This is a genomic window from Methanoculleus thermophilus (assembly GCF_001571405.1).
Taxonomy (GTDB): Archaea; Halobacteriota; Methanomicrobia; order Methanomicrobiales; family Methanoculleaceae; genus Methanoculleus; species Methanoculleus thermophilus.
Map to the genome: position 1 here is coordinate 13,141 of NZ_BCNX01000007.1, position 24,892 is coordinate 38,032.

Genomic DNA, 24,892 nt, shown 5'->3' on the forward strand with positions numbered 1-24,892 from the left:
TATGTCAGGCGAACTCCCCTGTCCGCTGGAACCACACCCTCTAAGAAGAACTCATAGATTTGAGATTATTAGACCTTAAGCACCCCGTTCCACCGGGCAACTGCCGACTCAAACGTAAAATTCTCCTCTACAAACTTCCGCCCGTTTTCTGAGATCTCTTCCAAATTGGGGGTGTTCAGCGCCCGGATGACATTCTCCGCGATGCACTCCGGCGAGTTGTTCTCCATGATAAATCCAGTCTTGCCATCGGTTATGATATCCGGTATTGCCCCGACCTTCGCTGCGAGCACCGGGGTCCCGCAGGCCATGGCCTCGAGTACGATGTTCGGGAGCCCTTCGGTGTAAGAAGGAAGGACAAGGAGCCGGAGTTGGTTGAAGTATTTTGGAAGGTCATCGTGGGAGATCCAGCCCGGGAGGTCGACGCGGATGGTAAGCCCCTCTTCCTGCAGGAAGGCGGCGATCGTCTCTTTCAGCGCCCCATCCCCGCCGATGAGCACACGGAGATCCTGCCGGTCATTGAGGATGGCAGGGAGGGCCCGGGCCAAGTGCTGGACACCTTTCTCCCAGCTCAACCGACCAATGTAACCAATGAGAGGCGGGCGGGCGGCCAGAGGGGTGGTGACGGTGAAGGTCTCGAGATTAAGGAAGTGCTCGTGGGCGATGCGAATCTTCTGACGGTAGGGTTCAAGATTCCAGAATGAAATAAGGCTTGTAGAGTACAGTATGATACTGGTGCACAAGTTATAACAGACCTTCGAAGGGACCGCAATTAGGCTGCATAAGATACTATTTGGCGAGAGCGAATTTTTGGATGGCAATAACCAGTAGACTTTATTGTTAAAGATCTTCGCGGTGATCATGGGTAAGAGGGGAGGGAACTCATTAAAGAAGATGACGCTCTGAAACTTTTTCCTCAATGAAAATAATTTAGAACTAACCTTTAGTTCCAATACAGCATATTTTAGAATTCGCATGATCATCGATGATCCAGGTTGATAAGGAATGGAGTGTATGCGCACCAAATCGTTTGATTCTTGAAAATGAATTTGACCGAATGCACCGATGATAACATGTGTTTCATTGGTAGCAGATAATATTCTAGATAGATTCGATATCGGAACACTGAAGGCTGTGCCAATGGGAAAAGAGACCACTGAAATACCACAAAGATCGGTATCATCCATTTTAGAGGAACTCCATCAGATTAATTAGATCGGAATGAAGCACGGCGGCTTTCATGTATCTTACACCCTCGGCCTCTGAAACTCAATGACCTGAAGAAGCATAACTCTGGCTTTTTACAGGGTATCATAATAACGCTTCAAAGGCTCTGGAACAGCCAGGTGTTCTGTGGATTTCTGGAGAGGCACTGGATCGACGAACTCTATGCCTGACATGGTGATCAACCCCACACCTTGAGGGGGAGAGCGCCAATATAAATTTTTTGGCGGCCTGCTGGTACGAAAACTACCTCAGAATATATGGAGCGTGTGCTCGAAAAGATCACTATTATTGATGAGATTCGGTTATAGCCGGCTTTCATCCGCCCTATGTGGATCCGTTCCCGAGGCGGAGATGATAACCAGGAAGAGCCGGACAATAGCACGGGACAGTTCACGTGATCTCGATCACTGCAACAATCAGTTGTGGATATGATACCTTAACCAGGCCCGGCAAGCACTTCGAAGCGATGCTGTACGGAAGAGCAGCAGGGGCGTTCCCGCAGAATCCATCAGTTCGAGAAGTAATATAGGTCGACCCCAACGTTTGAGTAAATTTTATCCTCCACAGACAATTTCCTCGCAATCTTTTGCACATTCTCTTCTGTCGGGAGATAAGGCTGAATATTCTCCGGATCTAGTTCATTACCCTTCCCGAAGACAAGGCCACCATGCTGGAACTGATTCTCTAGGAGAATAATATACCCGCTTTCTTCTGGCGTCTTCAGATCGTTGTTCATCCAGTAGCTGATGTAGTAAGGCAGCCCCAGGCGTTCAGATTGATCGAATTTTCCCCGTTCGAAGAATCGGGACGTATAGTGATCTGAGTACAGGGACGACCCACTCGGCACTGTCTTCAGTACATGATCAAATCCAACCACCTCATCCTGATTGAAAGAATCCCGTGTATAACTCAGTTCATCAGACTCAACCTTGATAAGCCCAAGAGAACCAATGCCGTAGAGGACGACCAGAGCGATCAGCAGAATCCCAACCACCCTTATCGGTATCCTCCCGGCAGTTAGATAGCGGCTGAAAATAGATAGCCCGAAACCCATAGCAACGGCAAGGAATGGCAGGAATAGGAGCGCATATCGGTCTATCCTGAGGATCTCTACCAGTTGGAAGACAGTGCTAAGGATGTTGGGAACATTCAGGAGGATTGCTAAGAACCCCAATACACCAAGCACAACCGAGTATCTCGGCTGTTGCTTCCATATGAGGTAGATCGCCCCCGCCAAAGCGAAGAATACGATTAGTATTGTATCGATATTGTTCATCAGAAAACTCAGGCCCAGATGGTGTAACGCATCGGTGAAGGCGATATTCTGATACAGTGAGAGATCGGTGCGTGGGGCCAACTCTCCCAGGAAAGAGTAGGCTATAAAGAGCCAGTAGGAGGCGCATAGAGAAATAGGCACCATCAGGAAGGCTGGAGTTACGTGAATTTTATTGTGAGTATACAACTCAAAGACAAAGAGGAGGCCAAGCAGGACGATAATCATTGGCGTAGATATCTGGTGGACCAAAAGCATGAAAAAAACTGTAATCACAACAAGAACTTTCCTGGCCGTGGGCTTGACGGTGGAGTATCGTGCATCTGCTTCGGAGGTCGTCAGAGAATAGAGGAGGTAGAGAAGGATGAGAAATCCAACATAGGCCATGGTCCTTGTCACCATATATGTGCCGTAATATATGACGTCGGCGTTCATAGCGTACATAAGAGCGATAATGAGCGAGATCTGCTCGTCGTGGAATATGACGTTGACCAGGTAATACAGGAATAATACCGTTGAGGAGAAAACCAGACCCGTGATGATAAAGAGCGAAGTCTGAATATCCAGCCCGAGGATATGCGACGAAATGGCCACAAACACGTGGTACAGAGGGAAGTAAGTGTAATTCCCAAGTTCTCCCGGGATGACATGCCCAGAGAGATAGGTGACAGTGGACATGTAGGTGTGGGGCAGAATATCTGTCCACCCGAAGTACAAGGCCGGCCGAAGGGTATAGTTGTAGATCGTGGCTGTAAGGCTAAGCATGATCTCAAGGAGCACCACTGCAGGCACCAGTCTCCGGGATAAGATCTGGATGAAAATGATGGCATATAGGATAAGTATCGTCAGAAGACCCCAGTTTGATCCGGCCGGAGTCATCAGAAAGGCCAGGATGGTGAATACGTAAAAGAGCGAGAACAACATCACCGACGTTGAGGGATTGGAGAAATATACTTCAGTTTTATTTGAAAAGTCGAGATCCTTCTTTTTCATGAGAATAAACATGAAAGATCCCAGAATTGCTGGCACTGCCATGATCGAACCGTTGATCAGATAACCAATTCTGTCGATCAGAAGACAGAATATGCAACCTGCGATATAGGCAAGTATTAGCAAGTACGGGAAAATGTTGGCCAAATTCTCAAACAACCGGATCTTCATCAGAGTTTCCGTTCCTTTCTTTGAATGGAGACATTCCTTAGGCATTCGGATGTAATGAATCGCATCTTATGGATGGAGCCTATAGGCTCGTTAAGAGAGGTACTCTGATATATAACCTTCTGGGCATCCCCGCTGGTATGAAGATCCCCTTCGGATATGGGGATCAGCTTGGACAGGCTCGCCCTTCTTTGGTTGCAGACGGTTTGAGTTGCCGCAGGCAATACCTTGAGTTGCTTTGATGAGCGTTATCCACGCAAAGAAGGATTCTGGGTAACAATAGGAACAATCCCCTTACTGACGCCCATCCCGTCTAGATGATCGTCCCACAGGTGAGGCATTGCCGGGAAAGACTTGTCCAGAAGAAACATTTTAAATATGTGAATAGGACAGGAGAACCAATTCATGAAATGATACCGGGACTTATGCCAGAAGATGTATTGAAATTAGGGCGTTCCCCTGTCATTATGGAACAGAAGAATGCTGGATATCAATTAGTCAAAAAGCCAGTGAGATATTTTCAGGGCACCAGGATTTACATCTTTCAACGGATGAGAGATCATGAACGGGAAAATAGAAGTGAGAAGGCTGGACGACGGTGAATTATCTGCGTGGGACGCGTTAGTCGCCGATTCAGTTCAGGGAACCGTTTTCCATACGAGTGACTGGTTACTCAGGACTGCTGCATCTCTGAATCAGAATCCAATTATACTCGGCTGCTATGAAGACGAAGAACTGATCGGGGGCTGTTCCCTTCTCCAGCCAAAGCAGTATAAATGGCTTAAAGTAACTTCTTCAATAGCAATGCTAACACCCTATGGCGGCGTGGTGGTTGGCAGTATAGAAAGTACAAAGCGAAGAGAGCTGGAATTGCAGAACAATAAAGTCATCGCAGCCATTCAGGAATATCTCACTCAGCAGAGATTTGACTACGTAAACCTGATAAATTCTCCCGGATTGCAAGATATTCGGCCATTCACCCAAAATGGGTGGAATTCAAAAGTGTATTACACATATATACTTCCTATCAACGAGAATCTCTTCGACAAGATATCAAAGAATGCACGGAGAAGTATTCGTAAAGCCCAAAAACTTGGCATAGATGTAATGCAGCATTTCGATCCCGAGTTGTATTGGGAATTAACCACTGATACCTTCAGAAAGCATAAATCTCCCCCTCCTTTCTCTAAAGAGCATCTTGTGAGCATGCTGAACATGATCAGGGATAAGAACATAGGTGAGATGTGGATCGCCAAGACCTCTTCAGAGGAAATTGCCGCCGCAGAAATAATACTTAAAGATACAAAGAATATTTATCGTTGGTCTGCTGCATCTTTGAAAGAACATCTGGGTTCGGGGGCCGTTTCGCTTCTGCTCTGGGAAATTTTCAACGACATCAGAGATCGCGATTATACATCGATCAATCTGATGGCAGGAAACACCGCGCACCTGAGTACTTTCATAGCAAGTTACAATCCCGATCTCGTCCCATACTATGGCGTAGAACTGCAGAGAATAAAGTATAGGATATTAAAGGGATTAAAATCGATACTCTCATGATAAATATTTCCAGTCGGGTCCGCGACACGGACGCTACACTTGACCGGTCACCAAACGAAAAAAAGGAAACCAATCCGAATATTACAACTTTAACCATTCAGTACGAAGAATGAAGTGGTCATGGCTCGACTCGTTTCAGCCAAGCTTCCCTCCAGAAAAGGAGGCAAGACCTGTCGCACGCATGGTGCCTTTTCCCATCGCAGTAGACCCCTTCCAGAAAAACCGTAGGACTCCGTAATATCCTTACTTCACCATTAAATTCAAGAGTGATCGAGCGCACCTTTTTAAACACGCGGTATTTTTTTCCACAAAATTCCTCCATTTCGGGCATGAAAAGCAAGCCCTTGTACTTCCCGTTTTCATCAAGCGTGGAAAGGATTTCTTCTAGAGACCGGACCTGAACAAATTCACCTGGCTGCAGATCAAGATTCTCCTCCACAGGCATAACGTCCTTTTTAACAATTGTTGATAATTTTGTATCGCTAGCGTCGTTACTTGCAGGTGATATTATAAGCTGAACCTGCCTCCACAGCGGAACGACATATGGAATCTGTTTGACAATAGATACCAACGAAGCCTTGATAGAATCCTCCCACACCCTCTGCATGCGAAATTTGTATGATGGCCGTGTGAATTCACAGACCTCCTGAGCCATGAAGGTACAGGACTTTACTTGGTTGTTCACATTTCCCCCCCATACTAAAAACTAACTTTTGGATCTCTTTGGCCAGTCTAAAGTGCGAGATTCAATCCCACACTTTCACATTCTATCGAGCAATATGTCCGGCATGAACCCTGACTTGACAGGGGCTAGTGCAGTAATAATATATAAATCCTCTGTCACGGACCCGTTGTGTTGAATATCCAATCATCCAACCGCGAATCTGTTCCCCAATAGAGCAGCCATCTGCCGTGCAGGAGCAGGGGCTGAACTTTACCATTTTATGATCATAAAACCCTCACAAAGGCGATCATTCCCTTACTGATACCTGCACGATGTATCATAGAAAGTTTTTTGGTATCTGGAAGAATAGTGGCCCATCAATGGGCTATTCGATACAGGAACTGTCAGAAGAAACTGCAGAGGCCTGGGACGAGTTTAACAACCAATGTCCAGAGGGGACATTTTTCCACAGCATAAAATGGAAAAAAATACTGGAAAATGTACTCCATATCGATCCAAAATACTGGATCATTTCAAGTGGGCAGAAGATAGTCGGCATCGTACCTTCAAAAAAATGCACATTAACGTACCTAAAGGGGCTAGACACCCTCCCTCATTCGGAGTTCAACAGTATCTTACTGGATAATAATTTCGATCCCCGTGATCTGCACGAGGTACTTACCCAGTTCGCATCAAAGTATTCCTTTTTTTTCCTGAATACGAACAGACAGGAATTTCTGGACTATATAGGATACGACCATTATCCCTATGAGATTGTGGGGAATATGGTATTGAACTTGCAACAGAAACCGCCAGAGACCATCTGGGAAAACTTCTCAGCCAAAAAAGGACAGAGAAAATTCATTCGCAGATTCGATGAAAAGGGATTTAAAATCCATGAAACTCATGAACCGGAGGATATGAAGATATTTCATCGATACTACGCCGAAAACTTGATACGCATAAATGCAGACGTTTTGCCGCTCACTTTCTTTCAAAAACTTCCAGAAGTGTTCTCATCCGACGAGATGCGCGTGACATTACTATCAAAAGGGGATACTTACGCCGGGGGGTTACTTACCTTCATGCATCCAGCCAGCAAGACTGCATATTTTCAGTATCTATCATTGAATAGAAACCTGCCTAATACATATCACCCCACCTATTATCTCTTCTGGGAAGGACTTAACTGGGCATGGGACAACGGATATGAGAAGATCTCTTTTGGCCGGCAAAAATTGGATCCTAAAAATCCCCGTTTCCAGATAAAGGCAGATTTTGGAGCGGAGTATAAACCAATATATTCACAAATTGTTCTATTCACTAAAACAACCTCATTACTCTACCGGATAAGAAAACTGCGCGTCAGAAGAAACAGTATGCCCCTAGATACAGGAACACCGGTAAGACAATTAGAAGCCAGCGTGCTCGATAAAAGATGCATTGAACACCCCAGGCATATTGGCCGCCGACCCGGACCATAGGACTGTATGGGCACCTGTTTGCGAACAGAGTCATCCAGAGTACCACCGAGTAGGGTCAAAACTCATATCATCACCAAGCACTCGTGCGGATCCCAACAGAGGCCGACGGGTGCATCTATCGATGAGAAAGAGCGAACATCCTCAATTCTTGATCGGAAGAACGATCTGACGGTGGAAGCGCCCGGTCTAAAATCAAGGTAACCTTGTTAACCCTCCAGATCATAAGGCACAGATCTGGTGAGTCAAACCGAAAAATGAGTGCTCATAGCGCTCATAGTGAGGAGCATTTTCCTTAGGCACCTCGATCCATCTGAAGAACCGTCCGATTATTCTTCTATATATAGGATTGGATCAACCGACATGGCCTTCCCCGCTCCGGGTGTTCCCGGGATCTCAGGATGGTTGAACGTTGCTGAACTCTCGTTTTCGATAGGCCACAGACCCAAACTCCTCGCGTTGGCATGTTGCCACGAAGCCCGGTGCCAGGGTATTAAAAATGTTGTTGTACTTTGTCGCACGAGGTTGTATTTGCTCATGGCAGGATGACAAAACCCTTTTTTCCCAGGTGAAAAGCAGTCTTCGGGCACTGCGCCCGAATAATGGTGGGCAGGAGATATACCACTATCATGTATCTCTGTGAGCCCGACCTCCAACACTCAACCAGAGTTTCAACGCGAGATGAAGGGTAAAGCTGGAGGCATCTTCATCAGAAGATGAATCTACAACCATATGAGGCTTCATAGCAGTTTTGGGTTGCACTTACCGGAAACCGAGATTAATGGTTGGACCCAGGACATGATGTAAAAATACTTTGTCTTTTTCCAAGACAGAGACGGAGTGGAGGAAAAAGCATAATACATACTGCCGCAAGTATGCGGAGGGGGAGCTGGTTGCAGAGAATAGACCTGTTCAGGCAGGATAATGAGATCTGGGAGTTATTTACCAGAAAGGAAGAGTACGATGGGTGCAGTCGTGATTGCTATGACCGGTTCCCATACTACAGGAGCCGCCATCGGGACATATTTGTGCCTCGGGCATCAGAAATGCTGATGGAAAATGGCTATTACTGCGAATATCCAGATGACCAACCTTTTGCAATCTGCCTGACTCACGATATAGACACGGTGTACAGGCCCCTCCATTCCAAGGTGTACGAGATCGTATGTGCGCTGAAACACAGGGACTTTGCTCAGGCCGGCTGCATCGTTCCACAACTATGCTCGAAGAAGCGTCCGGAGTGGAATTTCAGCGAGATCGTCGATCTCGAAGAGTCCTATGGGGCATGCTCCAGTTTCTATTTCCTGGCCCTTGAAAAGGGAGATGAGGACTACACATACGCGATCGAGGATCTGGAGCGGGAGATGTGTATGCTCCAAGATAGGGGGTGGGAGATCGGCCTGCATGGAGGGGGCGAGGCTTACCGCGACTCTGAACGACTACAGAGGGAGAAGCGGCACCTGGAAAAAGTCCTGAATCGGACAGTATACGGATATCGAAATCATTTTCTCAAGTTCAGGGTCCCGGACACCTGGGAACTGCTAGAGCGAGCGGGGTTTCGCTATGATACCACCCTCGGCTATCCGGACTGCGTTGGGTTTCGGAACGGGATGTGCCACCCGTTCCATCCGTTCAACTTAAACACCAACCGGAGGATGGAGATTCTAGAAATCCCGCTCACAATAATGGATCAGACATTGTTCTCCTACATGCGATTAAACATGGAGCAGGCTTGGACCCTGACAAAAGGCCTTCTTGAGACAGTCGAAAAGCATAACGGTGTAATCACCATCCTCTGGCATAACACGTACATGACCGGTGCGCCGCTTCGATTCTACAGCAAGATCCTGAAGTATGGTCGTGAGAGAGGTGCTTGGATGACAAACTGCAAAGAAATTGAAACCTGGTGGCAGAAGGGCGGCATGAGATCGCCTCACGAAATTCAACGACACCGATCTCCGCCACCCTTTGCGTACCTTTCACCCGATGACATTTCAGCCAGTTTACCAGTCAGCCCCATCATCGAGGGAGACCTGACGGTTCTGTCCAAACAACGCGTTTGTGAGAGAGAACACACCCCAACCATTTTCACGAGATTGTTGCAAAACAAGGGATCTGCAGCAAAAGGGCAGAAAAGGTAGGCAACCACAGACTTCAGCCTACAACTTCAGGAGGCTGCTAAAGAGCGGGCACATACCCGGGAAACCATTCGGTCGATTCGCAAATCATGCCATCCGTTGCATCTCCAAAACATCTTTCCACAGGAGTCACCTCGATCCTATGTTAAGACCATTTAACTAGTTGAAGGGATGAAACCACAAGGAGAAGAGATTTTTTATCAGAAGGGCAGACAGGGGTCTGCTTTCATATTATCCAGCAGAGGCAAAAAGAGCCGAAGCCGAAAGACCGGTCCTCACTTAACGGCGTTATGCCAGGGGATTTGGCACCCCAAACGGACCTGTTTGTCGATATAACCCCAATACAGGCAACTCTGCCCGCCAGCGTTGGAACTGTTTACCAAAGCAGGCCCAACCGCTCCATCCATTTCATGCGATCCGGGGAGATAGAGCCCCGGATCATCCCCATGACCTCTTGGCGAATCAGGGTATCCGTGAAGAACATTAAGAGGTAGTAGGCAACCGCAGTTATCCCTGCAACCGTAAGCAGGAGGATGAATGGGGCCTCTAAGTATGTCGCGATGATAAGAGGTATGGATATAGTTATGCTGAGTGCCAGGTGCCGGGCCAGGCTGCTAATACTGCTCCGATACCCGGCGCCGGACACCATTATGAGGTATACACTTTTTAACCCCCATATGAGCAGGCCACCGACAGAGAAGAGTATAAGCACAAGAATGGGGTCATGGATATTGCTACCAAAGATAAAGAGGAGCGACCATGCACATAGGGTCATGATCTCAAAGAAGAAATACGCCTTTTGCCTGTTGAGGACACTAAAGAGGGATGAGATGGGGGCGAATATAAATACAGCAAAGAACCACGGAGCGAGGATCGCCGCATAAGTGCCTGCAGAAAGCCAGTTTGCACCGAAGATAAATGTAAAGAGATCTTCGGCAAGGATGGCTAAAACGACGAACGGGAAGATCCCAATGGATATGAGCCGTGTATAAACCTCATGCACAACGTTCTGGACGCTTCCAGTCTGGATCCTCTCTTCACTCGCTTTCTGAAAGAACACCTGTGTGATAGACGTTCCCACTATTGTCATGGGCATCCGCACTGCCATCATGGCAAGAGAATAATACCCAACAATCGTCGGATTAAAGAAATAAGCGAGCATGAATGCCGGCAACTCCCAGGACATGCTGTTTGCAAGGGCTCCGAGAGTACCATAGAACGAAAAATACCTGTACTCATGGGCAAGTTCCTTTATCCGTTTTGTTGTAACCTTCTTTAAGAGGGCAATATCCTCCTTTAATCCCCGGAGGAGCAAGAGGTTGGCAAGGCCTGCCCCCATCACCGAACCGAGAATGAGACCCAGAGGAGAGGCATAGATTAACCCGCCTCCGATCTGGAATATCCGTGCCGCAACAGAGTTCACCACGATGCCCCTGGCAACAACACCATACCTTACCTTTCGGGAGAGCCACTCATTCAGGATTAAGATAAGACTGCTAAAGAGGAGGTAAAACGGCAGCCAGATAAAGTAACCGGCGATCAGGGGCATGTTGAAGAGGCTCCCGAACCAGTCGCTATATCCAACGAATACTACACCGGATGCAACCGCAAAACCCAGTGCACAGATAGTACTGAGCACGAGGAGGTTCATGGAGTCATCATCCTTTTCCGTCACCATTATTGCAAAGTTGTAAGAGAGGGAAGAGACGACCAGAAGCACCGCTGCTATAGAAAGGAAGAGTTGATTGACCCCAAAGAACTCCGGGGGATATATACGTGTAACCACGGGTATGAGGAGTATAGTAAAGGCCTGGGCGATCATGGTGCCCGACGTCAGTTTGAAGAGATTACTGAGGAAACTCGGCATGAAACCCATTCAGTGCCTACATCCCCATCCAAATATATGTTTTGCCCCCATCCTGGGTGTTTAGATCCGCTCCATCCAAGCATCGCTGGAGCCTATATGTCAGTTCTGACTTAGAACCGCAGGATGATTGCAAGGCTGGTAATAGAACAGGGTGGTATCGGCTTATACAGCCCAATGGCCAGAACAATGTTAATAAAAAAGCGCGACATGGCCTTTATCCGTGAGAAGGATGTACCACCCGCCATATCAGCCACAGCCGGGCCCCCTTTAGGTCGGCACTCCCTCACTTTTCTTCAGGATATAGGATATCTGCATGCTGTGCGAGCGAGAGGTGTCATCCAGGATAACCTGATCCAGGCAAACTTCAGACTTAAGGCCTTCCGCGACCATACACGCAAGCAGACTGCAGATCGAGCAGGGACAGAGTGCACAGAACTTGGAAGACCCCTCACGGAGTGAAGCACAGCCGGGGAAGAACAGATAGTTATGCAACGTAAAGGTTACAGTATCACCCTCTTGTTTCATATCCACCCAATCGGCAACTGAGAGTATATCCTCGCAGACTTCCCGGACCGCTACCTTCAGCAGGCTGTACTCCGAAGGCAGGGTGAGACCATCCTCGCGTTTTAGGATCTCGATGATTGGGCCTGCCAGGGGACGGTACAGGGCCCCGGTGATCCCGTTGTGGCAGGCAAACCCGCCCCCATCCCCCAGAAGAGATTGGCTGGGTGGCTGTGTAGGAATGAATTGCATAACCTCTCCGCCTTCACCATTCGGCGGAAGAAAAACTGCAGCCCCGTGACCACCCAGGTCATGGATGATACTGCCGAGGGTGGAGACTCCCTGCATGGAGAGCCAGTTGGCTAACCGTGCATCTACGGATCTGCCGCCACCGAGCGCAAAGAGAAACGCTCCACCGATGAAACTGGTTGCACTCAGTAGGGTTAGCGGATTCTGCATAACCCCAAACGGATCTGCGAGCAGGACTGCAGAGAGAAGCAGAACTGCAAAGCAGATTAGGATGAATGAACCGAGTCTATAACGATCATATCGCTTTACCGGCGCATCTTTCATCAAAACTGAACTACCAGACATGAGAGATATCCACCATACTAGTTGAAGAGTTCCAGCACTCGCAGATAGATGACAATACCAAAGATCACCGTAGCGACCATTGCCAAGCGATTCACGTTACGGATATAGCGCGGTTTCATATACATCGGATGAATCATATAAACAATAATAAAGAACCCTACAAGGGTAAATGCCAGAAACATTTTCAGTTCCGATGCATGGAGCAGGTACATAAGACCCCCCACGGTGAACATCCAGGCTGCCAAGGTGATTGATGCTATATTCTTTTTATGCATCGTTGAGCCTATTACAAACTGAATATATAAAGTCTATGGAGTACAGAGCAAAATGTAGGGACCGTCGTTTTAAATCGTAGACGGCTTCCGACGTGCAGGCCCTATCCCGTTTGCATCGCTTCGTCTCTTTGTTCCAGGATCTCCTCCGTTCCCATCTCTGAAGAGAGGGAGTAACCGACAGAGCGCACCATAGCAGTCACAAACATGGTAAGATTCCCGGCAGGCCAACAATATCGACGCACAGCCTGCGTCGAGCTCATTAGATCCGTGTCAATTGATCTCTTCCGTGACCAGGTGCGGGTATAGACTGGACCCTTATAGCGGCGGCACAGACGTCAGGTAACTGCAATCTTCAAGAGGTCTTAACGTATTGGAGCGAGGGAACTTCGTTCCCGCTTACGGGATCGAGACATAATTGTAACAGTCGCCGATGGCTAAAGAGTCTCACGATCTTTTCGGGCACCCCATGCCATGGGAGATCCAGCTTTTCCTGTGCCTGTGAGGGACGCCATAGGTGACCGATATCGGGATCTCGACCATCATAAGGCCGATCGAGTCGAGATGGGCGATCATCCGCAACCCAACGACGAGGTCAGCAACCCCCGCAAACACCGGCGCCGCCACGATTGGGGCTCTTCCAGGTTGTGATGACCATCAGTGTTGGTCATCCCGAGGGTCTCACAGCCAGATTCATGCGTTCAGGCAAATTCGGCCGTCACGACCTTCGTCTTGCCGCCGCTCTCCGGCATCTCGGCAACCAGCCCGGCGGACAAGGAAGATCCTTTGCGAGATGACGGTGATCGCGTAAGGTACCTACGTTTCACCCGCCCGCCGTTCAATCATCGATACTAAGAAATTGAGGATCAGCCCGGATGAGACCAGCAGGAGCCCAAGAATGAGTGCGGTTATCCCCAAAGTGAATACAATGTAATGGAACTGATTGATCCGATAGAACTCGGAGAAAGTGTAGAGCTCAAGAGCGATCCCGAAGAACGCGATAACTCCTCCCGGTACTCCAAAGAAGAGGAGCGGTTGCTTATATCCGATCAGCCCCGCGATCCGGGTAAGCACCCCGAAGCCGTGGGAAAGCGGATTCTTCTTGTGCTTGTGGGGAACGTCGTAGGTAACGGAGATCGGGACCTCGGTCATCCGGAGGTTGCGGGAGGCAAATTGGACGATCATATCGGTTTCGATGTTGTAGCCCTCCGATGCGAAGGTGAGGTTCTCAAGGGCCCGGCGGGAGAGGGCCCGAAAACCCGACTGTGAATCCGTCGTCGTGAAGCCGCCGCCGTCAACCGAGAGGTTCGTGAACCTGTTGAGCACCAACTGCCCGGCCCGCCGGTAAGCAGGGATCTCAGCCCGGGTGTTCAGGAACCGGGAGCCGATGACCAGATCGGCCTCGCCGGCAATCACCGGCGCCACGACAGCCGGGATCTCGTCGGGATCGTGCTGGCCGTCGCCGTCGATCACCACGACGGCGTCGTAGCCGAGCTCACGTGCCCGTGAAAATCCGGCCATCATCGCCTTTGCCTTACCGGCGTTTTCCGGCAGTCTGATGACATCGGCACCGGCGAGTCGGGCGATCTCGGCGGTTTGATCGATCGAGCCGTCGTCGACGACGATCACCCGGTCGGTGTGCTTCTTCGCTTGAAGAACGATGGAACCGATGACGAGGGCCTCGTTGTATGCAGGAGCGATAACCGCGAACTGCGGGTGTTCTGCCACAGGGGTTGCCGAAGTACCCGTAATGTCACGTGGTTTCTCCAGGATCGTTCTACCGGAGAAGCGAATTTCTCCAGGGATCGGATTCCACCCCCGAGAGAGGAGACCGGAAGGGGGAAGGCACACACTCCTTGCAGGCTGCTCTCCGCGGGCATCCGCCGTACGTGCAGCCTTTCCGCCCCTGCCATTGGGATGTACCGGCGCGATGTTGCTGCCGGACTGGGGAAAAAACCTGGTATCTGTCAGTTTCGCACATGTAGAAGCCTCGGTAGTAACTGGATGGATAGATCCTAACCAGTGCACGTGAAACCCTCCATCACAGCATCTCCCGGACAACCCCTCTAAACAGGCAGGGCGCCAGAAGGATGGATCGGAACAGATCTGGGGAGTTGCCCGACTCAATCACACTGCACAGGGCCCGCCATATGGACTACTGGCATATATAATTTTCCGAATCGCTGATTATGGCAACCGTATCGCATTGCATTCGGTAAATTGGCGGCGGTAAAGCCACCTGGGAGACGAACGGCCCAACCGGGAGCAAAGAGACGGGATAACAGTGCCGGTACACAGCCCCTTTTTCATAAAACTGCGGCATCAGTCCCCTGCTTCATCATAAGTTCAGTGGGGGTAACTTTCATCATCTGCCGCTGAAGTGCTCGATCAGTAGTTGGTGTGGGAGTAATTAATGGTTCGGCAGTTCAGGCAGTATCACGGAACCCTCCGTACCAGGTCCGGCACCATAAAACATCCCGGGCGCCTTACGCAGCAGGACTGGCCCGTTGGCGCCCCCACGTGGGGCAAAATATATATTTCTCAACCTCCAGTTTGGAGCAGTGCGTCAAGGGGGAAGGCAATATTCCAGACTGCCCATACCTTAAGAGTTTTCTATCCGAAGGCAGCAGGGACCTGCTGCCGGGGGTGAAGAGTGCAGAGATCAGCCGTCAGATACTGATGAATCTCAGTGGCGACCCCAGGCAATTTTGTGGTAACAACGAGTCTGCCGGGAGGGAGGTATGACATCTGTGCGGCTTCGAGCTGTAGGGGATGTTCTGCTCTGGACGAGGAACGGGAAAGAGCCGTTTGCCCTGATTCAGCACGAACTCCGGCAGAAGGATCTGCTCTTTGGGAACCTGGAGACCGCCCTCTCCGAGACCGGAACCGAGAGCAAGAAGCGCTGGATCAATACAAACCCGCCAGAAGCAGGCGACTACCTCAGAGATGCCGGATTTGACATCGTCAGCGTGGCGAATAACCACACGCTCGATATGGGCCGGGAAGGGTTCGAGAAGACCCTCGAGGGTCTGGAAACCCGAGGAATCGCCTATATCGGTGGAGCAAGGGGTGACGATCCCCCTGCAGGGCAGGTTATCGAGCGGAACGGGATCCGGCTGGGGTTCCTGGCCTACACGAGCGGACGATTCCGGTCGCCATCAGGAGTCACGGTAGCAAAACTGCGGAAAAAAGCCATAATCAACGACATCAAGACGCTGAAGGACCAGTGCGACCATGTTATTCTCTCCCTGCACTGGGGAATCGAGAATACGTACTATCCCTCCCCCAACCAGGTCCGGCTTGCCCATGCCCTCATCGACAGCGGGGCGACCCTGATCCTTGGGCACCATTCGCATACCATCCAGGGGTTGGAACGGTATAATGACGGATTGATCGCCTATTCCCTTGGAAACTTCCAGTTTGATACCGAGATCTTCAAGGAGAAGATTAACAGCACCATGATCCTCTCTGTAGACTTTGACCGGCATGGCATCCGGGATTACACGACCATCCCCTGCATCATCAATAGCGACTTCCAGCCTGAGGTTGCGAAGGGATCAACCCGGGAACAGGTGCAGCGCTGGATTGCAAAATGTTCTGAACGAGTGCAGAAAGGGGAAGTCAGCCGGCGGTGGTGGTTTGAAGAGATCGGTGAGGACTACCTGGTATATAATCTGGAGAGTTATCGCTACCGCATCCGACGGCACGGGCTCGCACCTCTGATCGAGTGTGGAGTCTGGTTGGTGACACCGTTCTGCCTCAACTGCTATGCGGGTATGATCAGGAAACGGCTGAAACAACGGAGCATAAGAGGATACGCATGAATATTTTACAGGTTACCCCGTTCTTTAAACCACTCTGGGAATCGGGAGGAGTTGCGCGAGTTGCATATGATATTTCTCATAACCTTCACGCGAATGGGCACGACGTCACGGTATATACGACGAACAGGAGCCTCCACGCCTACGATCTGCCGACGAATCGTCCAACCAAAGTTGACGGGATGAACGTCTACTACTTCGAAAACCTGCGCAAGTACATCCCGATAACAGCTCCTCCGGTGATGCCGTACTACATGCCGGCAGTCGCACGAAGGGAGATTGCAGGGTTCGACGTGATCCATATCCACGACCATCGTACCCTGCTTACCGTCATCGCGTCGCATTATGCAAGGAAATACGGCATTCCGTATGTGCTCCAGGCGCATGGGGCACTCCCGCGGGATACCGGATCTACACGGATGAAACGGCTCTTTGATATGCTCTGGACAGAGGATGTCATTCGCGGCGCTGCAGGGGTGATTGCGCTCAACAAGATCGAGGCGGATCATTACCGGATGCTGGGGGTTGATGACGAAAAGATAGCAATTATCCCGAACGGACTCGATCTTGCTGAGTATCGCGACCTCCCTCCCCGCGGTAAGTTTCGCGCAGCATGGGGCATCGGCGAGACCACCAAAATCGTGCTCTACCTCGGACGGCTCGACCCGACGAAAGGCATCGACCTCCTGATCCGATCGTTTGCGCTTCTTGCGCGGGAGTTCGATGATGTTGTCCTCATGCTGGTAGGCGAAGATATGGGATTCAACCATGAATTCAAACAGTTGATCCAGTCGCTGGGCATCAGTGACCGCGTGATCTTCACGGGATTCGTAAGCAAGGAAGATAAGTTGGCTGCATATATTGATGCAGACGTCTTCGTCACACCGAGTTTCACTGGATTCCCGGTCACATTTCTTGAGTCCTGCCTCTGCGGGACGCCAATCGTGACAACGGGGCATGGAGATCTGCTCGAATGGATAGACAATACCATCGGGTTCAATACCGAATACACACCGGAAGCGTTCGCCGAGACTGTCGGTCGCCTGCTCAACGACGATGCCCTGCGGGCAAGGCTTGGTGAACAGGCGAAAGAGCTCGTCCTGACAAGATACAACTGGCAGTCAATCGTCCATGAGATTGAGAACTTTTACGCAAAGGTCGCAAACGGCAGCCTCAGCAAGCGGGGTTCCGTCCGGGTCTGACGGATTCAAGATCCCCTAAAACTCTTTTTGGAAGTTCGCGAAGACCTGCCCTGCATAAAATCAGGTGCCCAGGGTTCACGCCAGAAGTCCGAACAAGATGGCGACTATCCGCCGCATAAAGACAAAAAAAGATTGGGGCCAGACCCTGTGCGGGCCAGGCGGTATCGACCGATCTACTCACCGGCAGACGTAGCCTTCATGCCTGCAGTCTGGACATTCTGGCCGCCCTCGACCAGGAAGGCCTTCGGAGAGTCGGAGACGATCTCGCCGGTGTACTGGACATTCTGGTTGTTCTTCGCCCAGACCAGTGTCTCAACCCGATCGCCGGATGCATGGATGTCAACCACAGCATCGCCAAACTGGCCGTTTGTACCGCCGAGACTTGCACCCTTGCCGTCGATTCCGGCCGGGTTTATGAGGTTGAAGTTCTTGATCTGGATGTTCTTTGCAAGATCAACCTGGAGACCGTAGCCGTGCGAGTCAATGCTCGAGCAGTTCTCAAGCACCAGAGCGGGGTCAGTCGAGCGGCACGGGATGCTGTAGTAGCCGGCCGGCTTACGGTATGTGTAGTCTGTCTTTCCGGCACCGGTATCCTTCTCGACGCAGTTGTAGAGTTTGCCGCCGTTCGTGGCATAGAAACCATACAGCGAGTTGCCTTCCGCCGTACAGTTGATGAACGTCGCGTCAGCGTTCGGAGCGTAGTAGCCGCACCCGAAGTAGTGGGTCGACATATCGCTCTGCTTGTAGGGCACCGTCGGATACGGCTTCTGCCCGTTGTTCCGGCTCACACAGTTCTCAAGGACCGCGTCCGTCACCGTGGGATCGAACTCGAAGTGGAATCCGGACTCAAGATTGCCTTCTGCAAGACAGTTCGTCACGCGGAGGCCGTCCATGTCATTGAGTTCGGCAAAGTCGAACCCGGTGATCCAGGGGTTGAAGGCACCCGTGCTCCCGCAGTTGATAGCCTCACAGTTATCGTAGCGGACGTTCTTGATCACCTTGTTCGTTGTGCCCCAGGCGTTGTGGAGGAACCCATATGTCCCGGTATCCACGGCCTTGCAGTTGACGAACTCGACATCCTCGAGGGTCGGCGCATAGACGGCCGGGTCGTGGATCAGGAGGAAGACCGCCTGGATGCTTGCATCCGCAGTTCCTGTAATGTTGTGGATCTTTGCGTGGCTTGCCCGGACAGTCACCACACCAAGCCACTTGACGTTGCTGCTGTAGCCGGTGCCCTCGACGGAGAACCCGTCGAGCGTGATGGACTCCTGGTCGACACTGATGCGCCCGTCATGGGTGAACATAAGGTTTGTCGCATCCGGACCCTGCCCAGAGAGCGTCGTGCCTGCCGGCGGAGCGATAATGCCGGCGCAGTTGAACGTACCATCCGAGAGGACGACCTTACCACCATCCGGCAGTGCGTCAAGCGCTGCCTGGATCTCAACGTGGTCGTCGACTCCGTCACAGACATAGTCTGCCTGGTCCTTCGACAGTTCGGTGCTATCGCTTGCAGCCACGGTGAGCGTGGCCGGAGTTGCAGACTCGACTGCACTTACCGGAGAGAATGCTGCAATCAGGCAGCCTACCAGAAGCAGTGCAGTCAGTCTTAGTATATTTCGCCTATCTGTCATGCCATTCAGCCTCTCTGTGAGGTAGAACTATCGTTTTTTGGCCACCGCATATATATTTTATTATAAAAATAAAATTTGTTAGAATAATTGTCTCGATATATAACGGGATATGATCCGCCTGGTTTGGAAGAAGGCGGTATAGATGCGAGAAAAAGGTCTGCAAAAACATTATATAATATCACTTTAATTTAAATCGAAACAGATAAATACTCGCGCTTTCTTCCGGCAGCCACCCAAAAACGGCCCCCCATTAAGCAGGTATGCGCAGAGTTGAAGGAGAACGGGACTGTGCGTCTGGATGGGTCGAGGACTCCGAGAATGATAGCCGGACAGTGACACGAAGCAATACTGGCGCCGCCAAACTCACCAAGAACGGGACAGAGAGAAACCGGGTACTGCATGGACACCGCTTGAGAGCGCCGTCAGGTTCGTACCATCCTGTGGTGGAATATTCGGTCTAACGGTGCTTGAGAAGAGAATATCTATATAGAGGGGGCCCTAGAGAGGGGCCTATGCGAGTGGCATGCCTGACCTTCTGGTTCTACGACTACACCATCCAGATGGCAAACGAGCTTGCCCGGCACACCGATGTGTTGCTGCTGCTTCCGGACTACAGGTCGGAGGAGTACCTGGAGAGCATTGACCCGAGGGTGAGGGTTCGCGTCTTTGGCTACTCACAGTATGCCGGAAGACTTGGGCCGTCGTGCTACCCGATGCTTCGGGAGATCGTTGCCGCGATCGACGATTTTGGGCCGGATATCGTTCACTACCAGGTGAACAACCCCATGCTCTGCCCCCTTCTGCTAATGCTTCGAAAGTATCCGCTCGTGGCGACGTTCCACGACATCGAGCCGCATGCCGGTGAAGACCGACTCCTGGATCTCGGTTCCCTCCTCTATCGGCTCACCCTGTTCGTATCGAGGATTGTACCCGATCGGATCTTCGTTCACGGGAAGGCGCTCAAAAAGGCCCTGGTAGAGGACTACCGCGTCCCGGACCAGAAAGTGCGTGTCATCCCGATCGGGGAGCATGAGGTGACACCGTTTAAAAAATACGAAAAGGTTGATCTCAGGCCGGAGGGTCATCGAATCCTCTTCTTCGGCCGCATCCACCGCTACAAAGGGCTAGAGTGCCTGATCCAGGCAGAACCGTTTATCACCAGGGAGATCCCGGATGCACGGATCGTCATCGCCGGAACAGGAGAGGACTTTGGCAGGTACAGGGCGGCAATGGCGGGCCGGGACGCATTCGAGGTCTACAACTACAGGATACCCTATGAAGAAGGAGCCCGGCTCTTTCAGCAGGCGAGCGTTGTGGTGCTCCCCTACATCGAAGCGTCCCAGAGCGGCGTCATACCGACCGCATATGGGTTCAGACGACCGGTGGTGGTCACAGATGTAGGGAGCCTGCCCGAGGTCGTCGATGACGGAAAGACAGGATACATCGTGCCTCCACGCGACCCGACAGCACTGGCAGATGCGATCGTGAGACTCCTTAAAGACCCGGAAGCATGCCAGCGCATGGGAGAACAGGGCTACATAAAGCTCAAGACGGATATGGCCTGGTCAACGATCGTCCAATCGCTTCTTGCGGTCTACAGCGAGATTGTACCCGCCTCAGAGATTGTCGAAAAGCCTGCAGACGAGGTCCTGATCGAGAGAACGCACGCTGGTGTAAGAGAGCGATGACCGGGAGAGTTCCGCAATGAGACGGTCATCGGGGAGAAGGGATGGACAGTTTCCCCCGGAGCTAGCATACCCAAAGAGAGCGTCCCCGGACCGGGGACGCTGCAAAGGTTTTAATAGGCAGACTCGATAGTAAGTGCACGGACAGGATAATAACCGATCAGAGGCCCCCAATGAGGAAGAGGCCCACCAGAGACTCGCCTGATGTATCATGTACCTGCTCAATCCACTTCAGATGAACGACTGGGATAACAGGAGATTCTTCTGGGTATTTCAGGCGATTCAGCTCGCTTTCATCGGGGTAATCCTCCTTGACCTCCTCGGACACTACATACCGATTGCAAGAGAGGCTCTGGCTTTCCTCTATCTGACATTCCTTCCAGGGGTCCTTGTGCTGAAGGCACTCAGGTTTCATAATCTCGGCACGATCGAGACACTGCTCTACTCCGTCGGACTGAGCCTTGCAGTCCTGATGCTCACAGGTTTTGCCGCAAACATCATCTACCCGCTGCTCGGGTACGCACGCCCATTCTCGTTTGCGAGTCTCTTTCTTACAACCGTCGCTGTTGTGCAAGTTCTGCTCTACATAGCGCTCACAAGAGACCGGGGGCATACCACATCCAACCCTAAAGTGGAGATCCCCCCATCCCCTGCCGTACCATTCCTGATGCTGCTTCCGTTTCTTGCAATCCTCGGGACATATATGCGCGACGAGTATCACATGGTCACTCTACTCTTTCTGCTCCTCATCCTGATCGCGATCATCGGCCTCGCCATCGGATATGACCAGTTCATCCCCGAATCATGTTACCCGCTGGCGGCCTACACCATTGCGCTCTCGCTCCTCTATCATACCGCACTAATATCGGAGTATGTCTGGGGCTATGACATCCATCACGAACTCCATCTCGCAAACAGCGTGTTGATTCCGGGATTCTGGGACATGAGCATACCATACAACACAAACGGGATGCTCTCCGTCGTTGCGCTCGTACCTATCTACTCAATCATCTGCAGTCTCGACCCGGTCTGGGTCTTCAAGATCCTCTACCCACTCCTCTTTGCGTTCGTGCCGCTCGGACTCTACCGGGCAATCGAGAGACAGACAAGCCCGAAGATCGGCCTTATATCGGTCTTCTTCTTCGTCTCGTTCTTTACGTTCTACACCGAGATGATCTCGCTTGCTCGCCAGCAGATCGCAGAACTCTTTCTTGTCCTGACGATCCTCGCGATGATCGACAAAACCATGGACCGCGGCAGGCGGGCATTCCTCATGATCACATTCGGCTTTGCCATGATCGTCTCGCATTATGGCCTCTCGTATATCTACCTCTTCTCACTCATTCCGGCATGGCTGCTGCTGATAACCCTGGAACGCCTGCCGTTCGGCTTGCAGGAACTAGTCCGGAAAGTGGCAGGCACCCTGGCGCCCGACCTGCTTGCTCCAAGAGGGGGCAACCCGCAAGAGATAAGGACACTTGTCCTTCCCTATATCCTGATATTCGCCACGTTCACCTACCTCTGGTACTCGACGATAGCCGAGGGTATGGCATTTGCCACCATCACAGGCATCTGGGATAAGATATGGAACACCCTCTTTGTAGATCCCCTCAATCCGACAACCGCTCAAGGGATGCAGATCCTCACCAGGCGATCATCCACACTCTTGCATAGCCTGGCAAAGATCGTCCATATCACCACCCAGGGGCTCATCGCGGTGGGACTGCTCGCAACCCTGGTAAAGGCGAAACGGTGGCGTATCGAGCCCGAGTATCTTGCTCTCTCACTCATCTTCCTCCTCATAAACGTAGCCGGGATTATCGTTCCGTTCTTTGCAAGCTCCCTCAACACCAGCCGCCTCTACCACATCACCCTGATCTTGCTTGCCCCGTTTGCAATCATCGGTGGTATAACTCTCTACGAGACAGTAGCATCAAGGATACGCATGATAACCGCCATCCCGCTGATGAAAACACCATATCAGATATTATCAGCATTCTTTGTCGTATTCCTCCTCTTTAACAGCGGACTAATCTATCAGATCACAAACGACAACCCGACATCGATGGCGCTCGAGACCACTGGCGATAAACCAGTCTTCAACGGCAAAGAGGTGCAGGGGGCCAGATGGCTCTACTTAGAGGGTATCAACCGTCCAATCTACGTCGACGGTATGCGCTGGTGGCTCCTGCTGGGCTTTGATCCGGATCATCAACGTTACCTACCGGCAAACGTGTCGCTGGTGGAGCCGAACTCCTACCTTTACTTCGGCACGTATAACCTGGTCCGAGAGAGCGTCCGGCTCGAAGCACAGGAGGGCACGGTCACCGTGGCAGGCTATACCGATGCTGAACAATTCATCAGCAATAAGAATCGGATCTATGATAATGCCGGATCCGTCATCTATTACAGGTGACGGACAGAAACTGGGCACCTGCAACCGGAATTACCCTCAAATAGGGGGTGATCCGGGATCATATCCACCCTTTTCTCTTCAGAATAAGCACCACCAGGATTGTGCCCAGCACATACGTAATAAGCCACGCATACCCCATGCCAATGAGGCCGAAGAGATGCATCAGGGTAAACCCAAGCCCGAGCAGCGCGACACTGACAAAACTGCTGATGACGATGAGACTCCTGAGATCATTTCTCACCTTTGCGATGGATATGAACGTCTGGCAGACGGAGACGAATATAGCGGAGAACGCAAGCACCCGCAGAAGAGCCATTCCTTCGACGTAATCCTTGCCAATCAGGTTGAGGATCTGCTCCCCAAAGAGAGAAAGACCGATGATCGCAGGTATGAGCAGGGCGAACATGCTCGCGAGCGTCCGGAACACGCTTCTTTTCATCTCTCCTCCATGGCTTCCCTCAACAAAGAGCGAGGTCGTGAACGCATACGGGATCATGAAGAGGATTGAGACGATAGCATAGGTGATGTAGTAGCTCGCGGTGCTCTCCGCTCCCAGCACGTGGAGGACCATGATCGGGATGACCATGTTCGGGGCGGACATCAGTATCCCGGCGATATACGCACCGGCAGAGAATTGCCACGCCTCCCGCAGAAAGACCCGGTCTACGCAGAGTGCCGGCCGTACGGAACACCGGGAGAGTAGGAAGAGGGAGAGAATGAGCCCGAGGACAAACGAGAGACCATAGGCGCTGAAGATTCCCATTGCCCCAAGGAAGATCAGAGGGGGGAGGAAGAGGATCCTCGAACCGTAAAGGAGATTCAAAGTAAAGTAGTGCTCAGACTTCCGTAGAGCGTTGAACGCCCCCTCAAAGACCCAGGTGATGGAGTAGGTACCGAGGAAGGCAAGGTAGAGCGGTGCGACCGTCTTGACGATCGTAAGCTCGGGGGATATGACATCCACTGCCGCAATGAAGATCAGCCCCGCACCAAGCGCCACTGCTGTCGGCACAAGGAGGGCGGTTCCGAGCACCCGGTTCTTGTCACGGCTGGGGAAGAACCGGATCACTGATTGATCCAGGCCAAGCCGCGAGATGAGGATGAGAAGCCCCATGGACGACATCAGAGCGGTTGCGATGCCCACATCGGCCTGCGAGTAAAGCCGGGCTGCAATCATCCAGAAGAAGAATCCAAAGCCCGCAGCAACAAGCGAGGAGGCCATGATGAAGAACGAATTTCTGATAAGCGGCTCCTGCAGGTGATGCCTGACCTCACTGAAGTTTTTGGGGAGTGCTACAGCCATCGGGCGCCATTATCGAGCGACATCTATATAGATGTATCCACCGCTCTGCTCCCTTTACCCCCGATGTTAAAACAAAGGATGAGGCTAGAGGACAACTCTAGCCCC

At 51.3% G+C, this 24,892-nt stretch carries 17 protein-coding genes; 7 read left to right on the top strand and 10 right to left on the bottom strand.

Annotation, left to right across the window (positions count from 1 at the left end; all coding sequences use genetic code 11):
• Positions 1–68 precede the first annotated feature (68 nt).
• The gene (locus tag MCUTH_RS11725) at positions 69–740 is read right to left on the bottom strand and encodes a glycosyltransferase family 4 protein (protein ID WP_161937580.1); all 672 of its coding nucleotides are present in this window, start codon (positions 738–740) and stop codon (positions 69–71) included.
• 992 nt (positions 741–1,732) lie between these two features.
• Positions 1,733–3,658 carry a hypothetical protein gene (locus tag MCUTH_RS05930; protein WP_066957051.1) on the bottom strand — a complete coding sequence of 642 codons (1,926 nt, stop codon included), beginning with the start codon at positions 3,656–3,658 and terminating at the stop codon, positions 1,733–1,735.
• Positions 3,659–4,216: 558 nt separating this feature from the next.
• On the opposite strand from MCUTH_RS05930, the gene MCUTH_RS05935 reads away from it, so the two are divergent.
• A complete protein-coding gene (locus MCUTH_RS05935; protein WP_066957054.1) occupies positions 4,217–5,215 on the top strand; it encodes a GNAT family N-acetyltransferase in 999 nt (332 codons plus the stop codon).
• A 118-nt stretch (positions 5,216–5,333) separates the two neighbouring features.
• On the opposite strand, the gene MCUTH_RS05940 is transcribed toward MCUTH_RS05935, so the two are convergent.
• Entirely contained in the window at positions 5,334–5,870 is a 537-nt protein-coding gene (locus tag MCUTH_RS05940) for a hypothetical protein (protein WP_150468739.1), read from the bottom strand.
• 389 nt (positions 5,871–6,259) lie between these two features.
• On the opposite strand from MCUTH_RS05940, the gene MCUTH_RS05945 reads away from it, so the two are divergent.
• Both MCUTH_RS05945 and MCUTH_RS05950 read left to right on the top strand, forming a co-directional pair.
• Positions 6,260–7,363, top strand: a complete 1,104-nt coding sequence (locus MCUTH_RS05945; RefSeq protein ID WP_066957060.1) for a GNAT family N-acetyltransferase — start codon at positions 6,260–6,262, stop codon at positions 7,361–7,363.
• Positions 7,364–8,253: 890 nt separating this feature from the next.
• Positions 8,254–9,501: a polysaccharide deacetylase family protein gene (locus MCUTH_RS05950; RefSeq protein ID WP_191092832.1), complete on the top strand. Its 1,248-nt coding sequence runs from the start codon at positions 8,254–8,256 to the stop codon at positions 9,499–9,501.
• A gap of 373 nt (positions 9,502–9,874) precedes the next feature.
• Here MCUTH_RS05950 and MCUTH_RS05955 read toward each other — a convergent pair whose 3' ends face one another.
• From MCUTH_RS05955 to MCUTH_RS05975, 5 genes are all read right to left on the bottom strand, one after another.
• Complete coding sequence (locus tag MCUTH_RS05955) at positions 9,875–11,374, bottom strand: lipopolysaccharide biosynthesis protein (RefSeq protein ID WP_066957063.1); 1,500 nt, start codon at positions 11,372–11,374, stop codon at positions 9,875–9,877.
• 258 nt (positions 11,375–11,632) lie between these two features.
• Positions 11,633–12,439 (bottom strand): hypothetical protein, encoded by an 807-nt coding sequence (locus MCUTH_RS05960; protein ID WP_066957066.1) that lies wholly within the window; start codon positions 12,437–12,439, stop codon positions 11,633–11,635.
• 38 nt (positions 12,440–12,477) lie between these two features.
• The gene (locus MCUTH_RS05965) at positions 12,478–12,735 is read right to left on the bottom strand and encodes a hypothetical protein (protein WP_066957069.1); all 258 of its coding nucleotides are present in this window, start codon (positions 12,733–12,735) and stop codon (positions 12,478–12,480) included.
• A 444-nt stretch (positions 12,736–13,179) separates the two neighbouring features.
• Entirely contained in the window at positions 13,180–13,359 is a 180-nt protein-coding gene (locus MCUTH_RS05970; RefSeq protein ID WP_066957072.1) for a hypothetical protein, read from the bottom strand.
• A 189-nt stretch (positions 13,360–13,548) separates the two neighbouring features.
• The gene (locus tag MCUTH_RS05975; protein WP_066957075.1) at positions 13,549–14,460 is read right to left on the bottom strand and encodes a glycosyltransferase family 2 protein; all 912 of its coding nucleotides are present in this window, start codon (positions 14,458–14,460) and stop codon (positions 13,549–13,551) included.
• Positions 14,461–15,473: 1,013 nt separating this feature from the next.
• Here MCUTH_RS05975 and MCUTH_RS05985 point away from each other — a divergent pair.
• Together MCUTH_RS05985 and MCUTH_RS05990 are read left to right on the top strand one after the other, a co-directional pair.
• On the top strand, positions 15,474–16,556 hold the full coding sequence (locus MCUTH_RS05985) for a CapA family protein (RefSeq protein WP_066957081.1): 1,083 nt from the start codon (positions 15,474–15,476) through the stop codon (positions 16,554–16,556).
• A complete protein-coding gene (locus tag MCUTH_RS05990; RefSeq protein WP_066957084.1) occupies positions 16,553–17,755 on the top strand; it encodes a glycosyltransferase in 1,203 nt (400 codons plus the stop codon). Before MCUTH_RS05985 ends, MCUTH_RS05990 begins: the two co-directional genes overlap by 4 nt.
• 173 nt (positions 17,756–17,928) lie before the next feature.
• Here the strand turns inward: MCUTH_RS05990 and MCUTH_RS05995 are convergent, their stop codons facing one another.
• Positions 17,929–19,386, bottom strand: a complete 1,458-nt coding sequence (locus MCUTH_RS05995) for a right-handed parallel beta-helix repeat-containing protein (protein WP_066957087.1) — start codon at positions 19,384–19,386, stop codon at positions 17,929–17,931.
• Positions 19,387–19,898: 512 nt separating this feature from the next.
• Between MCUTH_RS05995 and MCUTH_RS06000 the strand changes: the two genes are divergently transcribed.
• Together MCUTH_RS06000 and MCUTH_RS06005 are read left to right on the top strand one after the other, a co-directional pair.
• A complete protein-coding gene (locus tag MCUTH_RS06000; protein ID WP_066957091.1) occupies positions 19,899–21,074 on the top strand; it encodes a glycosyltransferase family 4 protein in 1,176 nt (391 codons plus the stop codon).
• A gap of 232 nt (positions 21,075–21,306) precedes the next feature.
• Positions 21,307–23,487: a DUF2206 domain-containing protein gene (locus tag MCUTH_RS06005; RefSeq protein WP_224732818.1), complete on the top strand. Its 2,181-nt coding sequence runs from the start codon at positions 21,307–21,309 to the stop codon at positions 23,485–23,487.
• 58 nt (positions 23,488–23,545) lie between these two features.
• Here the strand turns inward: MCUTH_RS06005 and MCUTH_RS06010 are convergent, their stop codons facing one another.
• Positions 23,546–24,787, bottom strand: coding sequence for an MATE family efflux transporter (locus MCUTH_RS06010; RefSeq protein ID WP_066957098.1), 1,242 nt, complete (start codon positions 24,785–24,787; stop codon positions 23,546–23,548).
• Positions 24,788–24,892: the final 105 nt, after the last annotated feature.